This window comes from Pseudonocardia kujensis (assembly GCF_021283305.1).
Taxonomy (GTDB): Bacteria; Actinomycetota; Actinomycetes; order Mycobacteriales; family Pseudonocardiaceae; genus Pseudonocardia; species Pseudonocardia kujensis.
The window spans coordinates 47,188-55,999 of the sequence record NZ_JAJSOK010000051.1 but is presented as its reverse complement, the minus strand read 5'-3'; the positions used below and the strand labels follow the sequence as shown (position 1 = coordinate 55,999).

Sequence of the window (8,812 nt, the reverse complement as noted above, 5' to 3'; positions counted from 1 at the left end):
CCGGCGGCCCGCGCCCGCCCGACCCCGACGCGACGGCCCCGGTCCACGGCGGCCCCGCGGCGCAGCACCCCCGCCCCGCCGCCGTGACCCGGGGCCCGCAGCGCCGGCCCGTCCCGCCGCCGTGGCAGCGCGTGCCCGGCAGCAACTTCGACGACCCCACCGAGCTGATGGCCCCGCTCGCCCGGCCGACCGACGTGATCGCGCCCGTCGACGGCCGGGGCGCCGGGGCGAAGGCCGAGCCCGGTCCGCCGAAGGGACAGTCGCTCGCCCGGTCGAGCTCGCTGATGGCGGTCGCGAACCTGGCGAGCCGGGTCACCGGTTTCCTGCGCCAGATCGCGCTGGCGGCGGTGCTGTCGTTCGGCCTGGTCAACAGCTCCTACACGGTCGCGAACACGCTGCCGAACATCGTCTACGAGCTGCTCCTCGGCGGCGTGCTGACCAGCGTGATGATCCCGCTGCTGATCCGCGCCCAGAAGGAGGACGCGGACGGCGGCGAGGCCTACACCCGGCGCCTGCTCACCATGGCCGGGGTGGCGTTGCTGGGTGCCACGGTGGTCGCGATGCTCGCGGCGAAACCGCTGGTGGCGCTGTACATGGGCAGCCAGACCACGGCGAACGCGAACCCCGAGCTGGCGACGGCACTCGCCGTGCTGCTGCTGCCGGAGATCTTCTTCTACGGCATGGGCGCACTGTTCGGCGCGATCCTGAACAGCCGCGGGAGGTTCGGCGCCTTCGCCTGGGCGCCCGTGCTGAACAACGTCGTCATGCTGGCGGTGCTCGTCGTCTACGCCATGGTGCCGGGGGAGATCAGCCTCGACCCGGTGCGGATGGGCGACACGAAGCTGCTGGTCCTGGGCGTCGGCACCACGCTGGGCATCGCCGTGCAGGCACTCGTGATGCTCCCGGCCGTCCACCGTGTGGGCATCCCCCTCAAGCCGCTCTGGGGCTGGGACCGCCGGCTCTCCTCGGCCGGCGGGCTGGCGCTGTGGGTGATCGCGTACGTCCTGGTGGGGCAGGCCGGTCTGATCGTCACCACCCGGGTCGCGACCGCCTCGGACCCCGGTGCCTACGCGATCTACTCCAACGCCTGGCTGCTCCTCCAGGTCCCGTACGGCGTCCTCGGGGTCTCGCTGCTCACCGCGCTGATGCCCCGGATGAGCCGGGCGGCGGCCGAGAACCGGTTCGACGACGTCGTCTCCGACCTGTCCCTCGGCAGCCGCCTGTCGACGGTGTTCCTCGTCCCGATCTCGGTGCTGCTGACCTTCTTCGGCACCGAGGTCGGCCTGGCGCTGTTCTCCCTGGGCGCCGGCAACGCGGGCGGCGGGGCGGCCCGCCTCGGCACCGCGCTGGCCTGGTCGGCCTTCGGCCTGCTGCCGTACGCGATCACACTGCTGCAGCTGCGGGTGTTCTACGCGATGACCGACAGCCGCACGCCCACACTGATCATGCTGGTGATCGTGGTCGTGAAGATCCCGCTGCTGCTGCTCTGCCCCGTGTTCCTGGCGCCGCAGGACGTCGTGCTCGGGCTGGTCGCGGCGAACAGCTTCTCGTTCGTGGTCGGCGCGGTCCTCGGCCAGTTCGTGATCGCCCGCCGGCTCGGGCACGTCCGCAGCCGGGAGGTGCTCTCGACGCTCTGGCGGACCCTCGCGGCCTCGATCGCCGCGGGGCTCGTGGCCTGGCTGGCCGGGCGCGCGGTCCAGGCCGGGGTGGGCGACGACTCGGCCGGCTCGGCCTGGCTGGTGCTGGCCGTGGCGCTCGTGGTGGCGACGCCGCTCCTGCTGGTCGGGATGAAGCTGCTCAGGCTGGCCGAGCTCGACCCGCTCTGGCGCCGCCTGCCGGCCCCCCTCCGCCGCGGCTGACGCCGGGAACCCGAGGCGCACGAGCCGCGGCACGGAACCCGAGGCACGGGAGGCCGGGGCCGGGAACACGGCGGGACGCACCCGCGTTGGGCACGTGCCGTCGCCGATCCCCGGAGGTCCCGTGCTGCCCCCTGTCGCCGCCCAGGTCGACCGACTCGTCTCGCTCGACGCCACCGCGCCGTTGACGGCGGAGGAGCTGCGGATCGCCGCGAAGGCCCTGCCGGACCGGCCCGGCCTGCTCGTCGTCGCGGGCGCCGCGCCGTCCGCCCTCGCGCCCCTGCTGCGGCGCGGCGGCAGGGCAGGGTTCGTGGTCGCCGACATGACGGACGTCGACGACTTCGGCCCGCTGCCGGACGTCGCCGTGCCGGACGCGCCCGTCTACCTCCTCGAGGGCCTCGACCGCGGCGACGACCTCGCCGACCGGAGCCCGGACGAGGTCTACCCCGAGCTCGCCCGCACCGGCCGCACGCCGCTCCTGCTCGCCGAGGGCGTGCAGTGGGTCCTCCAGGACCCCGAGGTGCTGGTCCGCAACGCCTGCTTCATGACGATCGGCTCCCGCCTGCGCCGCCCGAACGGCAGGCTCGACGCCCGCACCCCGGCGCTCTGGATCTCGAACGGGACCGGGCGGGACGGCAGGGAACGGCGCGACGCACCCAAGGTCGGCTGGTGCTGGGCCGGCAACCGGCACACCTGGCTGGGCTTCGCGTCGGCCACCGCACGGACTCCCTGAGCGCCCTCGAGAACGCGGGAGCCCCCGCCGCGGCGTGCGGCGGGGGCTCCCGGGGGCGGGCGGGACTCAGTCGTCCGGGTCGTCCGTGGCGTCCGTGCCGGGGGCGTGCCCGTTGGCGGAGCTCTTCACCGTGGCGCGGCTGCGGGTGGACCGGCGCTGCGCCGGGCGCGGGGGCGGCGGCGGGGTGGGCGCGGGACCGCCGTGGCCGCGGCCGAGGATGAGCTCGGCGAAGGTGGCCATGGCCTCGTCGAGCTGACCGGCGTTGCGCCGCTCGGACTCCTCGTTCGCCTTGGCGACGAGCGCGGTGACCGATGTCGTGTCGGGGCGGGCCCGCAGCACGGAGTCGAGGTCGCCGAGCTTGCCGTCGACCGAGCTGCCCAACGCGGCGATCTTCTCGTCGACCGCGCCGGTGAGCTCGCCGAGCTTCTCGCCCAGCCCGCTCTCGACGGCGTCGACCCGCCCCGCCACCGCCTCGAGCCGGCCCGCGAGGATCTCCAGCCGCTCGGCCAGCGAGTCGAGCGCCTCGGTCGGGTCGACCGCGGGCCGCCCGGCGAGGTCCTCGAGCCGGCGGTGCAGCCCGACGCTGGTGTCGCCCAGCAGGTTGCGCACGCCCTCGTTGGACTCGTCCAGGGAGCGGAGCGCCCCGTCGAGCTGCTCGCGCACCATCTTCTCGACGCCGTCGACACGCTCCTTGATCGGCGTCGCGACCGCGTTCGGCATCGCGTCGAGCCGCATCTCGTGCCGGTCGAGGCGGTTGTCCAGGTCGTCGAGCCGCTTGTGCAGGCCGCCGAGCCGGTCGTCGAGCCCGTCCATCCGGCCGGAGACACCCTCGAGGCGCCCGGCCATGCCGTCGAGCCGGCCGTCGAGCTGGGCGAAGGGCTTGGCGAGCTTGTCCGGCAGGCCCTCGATCGCGCGGAGCACGGAGGCGAGCACGGCCTCCTGCGCGTCGACCTTCTGGACCGTCTCGTCGAGGCGCTCGGCGAGCACACCGACCTCGGTGCGGTCCGGCAGCTCGGTGAGCCGCTTGCGGACGGTGCCCAGGGCGTCGAGGGCGGAGAGCCGCGCGTGGATCTCGTCGAGGGAGTCGAAGATCTGCTGCTGCTCGGAGTCGCGGATCTCGGCCGCGCGCATGAGCATGCCGCGCATCCGGTCGAACGACATCGTCGAGTTATCGCTCATTGGCGCTGGTGCTTCCTGTGATCCGGATGGGGGAGCGGGGAACGCTGCACTGAGGGTAGCGAGCCCGCGAAACCGCCTGACACGGAGTCACCACTAGGCCGACCGGGTGGCACCCGACCGGCCGTGTTCGCCCGATCCGGCCTGGTCGGGAGGGGGTATACGGTGCCCGGGTGGCAGCCCCGCTCACCGCGGACTCGATCCGCTCCGCCCCCAAGGTCCTGTTGCACGACCACCTCGACGGGGGCCTGCGGGCCGGCACCGTCGTGGCCCTCGCCGACGCCGTGGGGTACGACAGCCTGCCCACCCGCGACCCCGAGGAGCTGGCCGGGTGGTTCCTCGGCGCCGCGCACTCCGGCTCGCTGGAACGGTACCTGGAGACGTTCGGGCACACGGTGGCGGTGATGCAGACGCGCGAGGCGCTGGTACGGGTCGCGCAGGAGGCCGCGGAGGACCTGGCGGCCGACGGCGTGGTGTACGCGGAGATCCGGTTCGCCCCCGAGCTGCACGTGGAGCGGGGCCTGGACCTCGACGGCGTCGTGCAGGCCGTGCTGGAGGGCTTCGACCGCGGGGCCGCCGGGCGCGGGATCACCGTGCGCTGCCTGCTCACCGCCATGCGGCACGCCGCCCGGTCACAGGAGATCGCCGAGCTGGCCGTGCGCTACCGGGACGCCGGGGTGGTCGGGTTCGACATCGCCGGCGCGGAGAAGGGCTTCCCGCCCACCCGGCACCTCGACGCGTTCGACTACGTGCGGCAGCAGAACGCGCACGTCACCATCCACGCCGGCGAGGCGTTCGGGCTGCCGTCGATCTGGGAGGCGCTGCAGTTCTGCGGGGCGGACCGGCTCGGGCACGGCGTCCGGATCGTCGACGACATCACCGTCCGGTCCGACGGGACGGCCGAGCTCGGCCGGCTCGCGGCGTGGGTGCGGGACATGCGGATCCCGCTGGAGATGTGCCCGACGTCGAACGTGCACACCGGCGCCGCGACCAGCCTGGCCGACCACCCCATCGGCCTGCTCCGCGACCTGCGCTTCCGCGTCACCGTCAACACGGACAACCGGCTGATGTCCGGCTGCTCCATGACCTCGGAGATGGCCGCGCTCGTCGACACCTTCGGCTGGGGGTGGGAGGACCTGCGCTGGCTCACGATCAACGCGATGAAGAGCGCGTTCCTGCACTTCGACAGGCGGCTCGCGCTCATCGACGAGGTGATCAAGCCGGGGTACGACGCGCTCACCGCGTGAGGGGCGGCCGCCCGGGTCAGCGGCGGTGCAGCTGGGCCTCGGTGGCGTGCACCAGCTCCCGCCAGCGCGCGGCCTCGGTGTCGAAGGGCGGGCTGGGCGCGAGCCGGGTCGGGTTGGGCCGGATGACGAAGGAGACGAGCCAGCCGAGGCTCTCGGACTCGGCGAGCGCGCGGGCCGGCTCCGGGTCGCCCGCCCACTCGGCGACGTCGAGCACCAGCTCGGTGGCCAGCTCCAGCTGGGTCGGGTCGACCTCGAGGGTGCCCTCGGCGATGTCGTCGTCGATCCCGACCAGCACGTAGTCGTTGAGGTCGTCGACCACCACGTCGAGCTCGCCGACCGCGGCCCTGTCCAGGACCTCCTGCCACGTCGAGGCGGCGACCAGGTCGTTGTCGTCCTTGCCGCCGTCGGCCAGCCAGCGGGCCAGCGCCCGCTCGGAGTCGAAGACGTCGACGCGCCCGCCGGAGCCGAGGAAGACCGGCCGGTCGTCGAGGTAGCAGCGCAGGGTGACCCACCGGCCGTCGGACGTGGTGATCCGGATCGGGTCGATCCCGATCTCCTCCCAGAACCCGACCGGACCCTCGGCCTCGGCCTCCTCGAGCTCGGCCTCGTCCTCGGCGACCTGCTCGGTGATCGCCTCCTCGTCGGCGCGCTCGCGGGCGGCCTCCTCGAGGGTCTCGTCGTCCGTGTCGTCGCCCTCGTCGAGGTCGAGCGCCGACTCGGCCTCGGCGATCCGCGCGGCGAGCGCCTCGGCCTCCTTCTCGGCGCCGGCGAGCGCCCGGGCGTCGACCTCGGGAGTGGCGATCAGCGCGTCGAGCGCGTCGACCACGGAGTCCCAGTGGTCCTGCACGGTCTGGGCGAGCTGGGTCCACAGCCGCCGGCCCTCGCGCCCGGCGAACGGGAGGGTGCCCTGGTTCAGCAGGCCGAAGCCGGGGGCGGAGTCCAGGACGGCCGTGACCTCCTCGAGGTCGCAGACGTCGGCGAACGAACGGACCATCTCGGTGATCTCGGCGAGCTCGCCGATCGTCCAGGTGTCCGGCTCCTCGGCGACCAGCTCGGGCACGCCGATGACGTCGAAGCGGCGGGTCTCCTCGGGGGTCAGCTCCGCGACGGTCAGCGTGGGCACGACCGACCAGGCCGGATGGTCGGCCAGGTCGTGGTCGGTCTCCGTGCGGACGTACGCGGCGAGCTGCGCGATCTCCGGGAACGCGAACACCGCGTCGTCGTCGCCGAGGAAGGCCTCCCACTCCTCGCCGTCCTCGCGCCACCGCGGCGCCCAGAGGGTGACGAGGTCGCCCTCGGTGAGGGACAGCTGGATCGGGACGATGTCGCTTGCCACGCGGCGATGCTAGCGGCGGCACCCGGGTGCCGCCCCGACGACGCGTCGTGCGCGACGGTGCCCGGCTCTCCGGGACGTCACCACGCCGGGAGGAACCCGACAACCGGTCCCGGGGGAGTGCACCCGGTACGGGGCCGGGTCGCCTGGGTGAGGGGAGCGTCGGGGGAGCGTGGCGCCCGGTCGGACCGGGCGGTTCCGCACGGGCCGGGGAACCGGGGGACCCGCCCGCGGGCGGGCGGGCGGCCGGTGCCGGACCGGATCGTCAGGTCGAGCTGTGCAGACGGACGACGCCCACCGTGACGTCCTCCAGACCGCCGCGGTCGAAGTCCCGCCGCAGCTGGTCGGCCTTCACCGTCGCGGTCAGCCCGTCGAACGGCCCGTGCGCGTCCACCTCCCCGGTCTGCGGGTCGACGGCGAGCACCACGTACCCGTCGCACTGGGTGAGCTTCTCGGCGGCAGCCACTAGGGTCTGCTCGTCCGAAGTCGTGTTCTCCGGCACCGGATCACCTCCTTGTCACCTAGTACAGCGTCGGCGACGGCTCCGGCGTGACAGTGTTCGTGCCATACCACCCGTTCGGGTCAGATAAATGGCACCTGTGGTCACGGCCGGTGCGGAGCCCGGTGCGATGCGCGCACGATCCAGTTGATCACTGGTGTCACCTCGGTGCGCCGGGCACGCCGTGTGATCGACGAGCGGCCCGAAAAGTCGATCATGGTTGCTCGTGTGCCCAGGGTGGTCGGGGGACCGGATCGAGGGTCGACCGCGCGGTGCACACGACGTCGCGCGGACGGCCGCACAGGGCGCGCGCAGGGGCACGCAGCGTGACGAAACGCCGGTCGTCCCCACCCGGACCGGCGGGTGGTCGAGGGGGACGGCGGCCCTGCGACGATCACCGGGTGCACGACCCCTCCCGGCTGGACGAGGCCAACACCGGTTACGGCTGCGAGCATCCTGGCACGGGGATCGCCGCCGTCCCGGGAGGCGCGCGGATGTCGTGGTTGCGGCCCGGCCCGCTGTGGCGGTCCCGCAACGACCGGCTGGTCCGGTTCCTCGGCGACCCCACCGACGACATGCGCCGGGAGTGGCTGCGCCGGCTCGACGCGCGGCGCGGCCCCGACCCCGACCGCCTCGTCGACCGGTTCGCCGGGCGGGACGCGATCGCCGTCGCGCTGCTCGGCGACCCCGGCGAGGGCGACGCGTCCCAGTACTGCGTGGTGCCGGTGCTGCAGCGGGTCGCCGGGGACACCGATCTCGCGGTCGTCGTCTCCGACGTGATCTACCCGGCCGGCGGGCTGCGCGAGTACGCGGCCAAGCACGCCCGCCCCTATGCGGACCTCCCGGGCCCGATCTACGGCCTGCCGGGCAACCACGACTGGTACGACGGCCTGACCGGCTTCATGAGCTGGTTCTGTGGCACCCCGCCGGAGGAGCGCGCCCCCGCGGTGCCGGGCTCCGGCTGGAAGGCGTTCCTGCGCGGGCTGCTGTGGCGGCGCGGGCCGCGCGGGCGCACCGCGGACCTCGAGACGGCGCGGGCGTGGCGCCCGGCCGAGCGGCAGCGTGCGGTCCAGCCCGGCCCCTACTGCGCGATCGACGCCGGCCCGGTCCTGCTGGTGCTGATCGACACCGGGATCCGCGGCGGCCTCGACCGGGACCAGGGGGAGTGGTTGCGCGACACCCTCTTCGCCGCCGACCGGCCGACGGTCGTGCTCACCGGCAAGCCGCTGATCACCTACGCCGAGCACCACCCGTGCCCGATCGAGGGCGGCGGCACGGTGGCCGAGCTGGTGCGCGACCCGCGCGCGTCCGTGGTCGCCGTGGTCGGCGGCGACGACCACAACTACCAGCGCTACCCCGTCCGGCTGGCCGACGGCCGGGAGATCCTGCACCTCGTCGCGGGCGGCAGCGGTGCCTACCTCTCCGCCACCCACCCCATCCCGAACGTCGACGCGCTGGCACCGGAGTGCTCCGAGGAGGACTTCCGCTGCTACCCGCTGCGCGGCGACTCGCTGGCGCACTTCAGCCGCCGCTACGACGCGCTGCGCCGGTTCGGGACCGGCACCGCCGTCGTCTCGCCGGCCGACGCGACCACGATCATGGCCGAGCGGATCGGGATCGCGCCGCCGCGGACCGGCACTCCCCCGGCGGAGATCACGCCGCGGGCGCGGCGGGCGGCCGAGCGGGTCCTGGGCGGGCCGAAGGGGCGCTCGGAGAACTGGACCTCGGTCCTCTACGACACCGACCGCCCGCCGATGTTGAAGAGCTTCCTGCGGCTCGACGCCACGGGCGGGGACACCCCGGAGATCCGGATCGACTGCTGGGCCGCCACCGGCTGCCTGGAGCACGAGCGCGACCCGGTGCTGGAGGACCGGATCGTCGCCCGGCCCGGTGCGGACGGCCGCTGGCGGTGGACGAGCGCGACGCCGGGCCGCGAGCAGCCCTGAGGAACCGGTACGACGCCCGCTA

7 protein-coding genes are annotated in these 8,812 nt (G+C 74.2%); 4 read left to right on the top strand and 3 right to left on the bottom strand.

Annotation, left to right across the window (positions count from 1 at the left end):
• Both murJ and LWC35_RS27930 read left to right on the top strand, forming a co-directional pair.
• Window positions 1-1,859, top strand: a 1,859-nt coding sequence (gene murJ / locus LWC35_RS27935; RefSeq protein WP_269804920.1) for a murein biosynthesis integral membrane protein MurJ, incomplete at its 5' end; no start/stop codon positions are given.
• Between the two features lie 121 nt (window positions 1,860-1,980).
• Window positions 1,981-2,589, top strand: coding sequence for a DUF5701 family protein (locus LWC35_RS27930; protein WP_232873247.1), 609 nt, complete (start codon window positions 1,981-1,983; stop codon window positions 2,587-2,589).
• Window positions 2,590-2,655: 66 nt separating this feature from the next.
• On the opposite strand, the gene LWC35_RS27925 is transcribed toward LWC35_RS27930, so the two are convergent.
• The gene (locus LWC35_RS27925) at window positions 2,656-3,768 is read right to left on the bottom strand and encodes a PA containing protein (protein ID WP_232873246.1); all 1,113 of its coding nucleotides are present in this window, start codon (window positions 3,766-3,768) and stop codon (window positions 2,656-2,658) included.
• 170 nt (window positions 3,769-3,938) lie between these two features.
• Here LWC35_RS27925 and LWC35_RS27920 point away from each other — a divergent pair, with 170 nt between their 5' ends.
• A complete protein-coding gene (locus LWC35_RS27920) occupies window positions 3,939-5,012 on the top strand; it encodes an adenosine deaminase (RefSeq protein WP_232873245.1) in 1,074 nt (357 codons plus the stop codon).
• A 16-nt stretch (window positions 5,013-5,028) separates the two neighbouring features.
• On the opposite strand, the gene LWC35_RS27915 is transcribed toward LWC35_RS27920, so the two are convergent.
• Both LWC35_RS27915 and LWC35_RS27910 read right to left on the bottom strand, forming a co-directional pair.
• Window positions 5,029-6,348: a SatS C-terminal domain-containing protein gene (locus LWC35_RS27915; RefSeq protein WP_232873244.1), complete on the bottom strand. Its 1,320-nt coding sequence runs from the start codon at window positions 6,346-6,348 to the stop codon at window positions 5,029-5,031.
• Between the two features lie 262 nt (window positions 6,349-6,610).
• Window positions 6,611-6,847, bottom strand: a complete 237-nt coding sequence (locus tag LWC35_RS27910; RefSeq protein ID WP_037046372.1) for a hypothetical protein — start codon at window positions 6,845-6,847, stop codon at window positions 6,611-6,613.
• A 398-nt stretch (window positions 6,848-7,245) separates the two neighbouring features.
• Here LWC35_RS27910 and LWC35_RS27905 point away from each other — a divergent pair, with 398 nt between their 5' ends.
• Window positions 7,246-8,790 (top strand): metallophosphoesterase family protein, encoded by a 1,545-nt coding sequence (locus LWC35_RS27905; protein ID WP_232873243.1) that lies wholly within the window; start codon window positions 7,246-7,248, stop codon window positions 8,788-8,790.
• Window positions 8,791-8,812: the final 22 nt, after the last annotated feature.